General features: G+C 38.5%; 1 pseudogene. It reads right to left on the bottom strand.

From position 1 onward, the window contains the following. Positions 1-356: pseudogene (locus AAEY57_RS19500) on the bottom strand (IS3-like element ISPpr7 family transposase); the annotation flags it as partial.

The raw sequence follows: 356 nt of genomic DNA on the forward strand, positions 1-356 counted from the left end.
TTTATTTCTTGCTTAAGCTGTTTACTGTCTGACTTTACTGTTTTATTTGAAGGTGGTGTTACTAAGTCTTTCTTCCATTGCTGAATATGATGCGGATAAAGCCCTATATTACGGCAGTATTCATTTATGGCGGCTTCATCTAAACTTCCACACTCAATTACTGCGTTGAGTCTTTCTTCTAAACTCCAGTCTTGTGGTCGTTTTTCTGCTGTCATTTGGCTACCCGTCTGGTGTATTTCAAGTTGATGCTTTTTTGCCAGTGCTATCCAACGTTGTAACGTTGAATAACCGACACCTAAGTCATCTGCAATATCTTCTAAGCGAACATCATCACATTGAGATAATGCTTTTTCAAC

Origin of the sequence: Pseudoalteromonas sp. MER144-MNA-CIBAN-0113 (assembly GCF_040308965.1) — a bacterium.
Lineage (GTDB): Bacteria > Pseudomonadota > Gammaproteobacteria > Enterobacterales > Alteromonadaceae > Pseudoalteromonas > Pseudoalteromonas tetraodonis.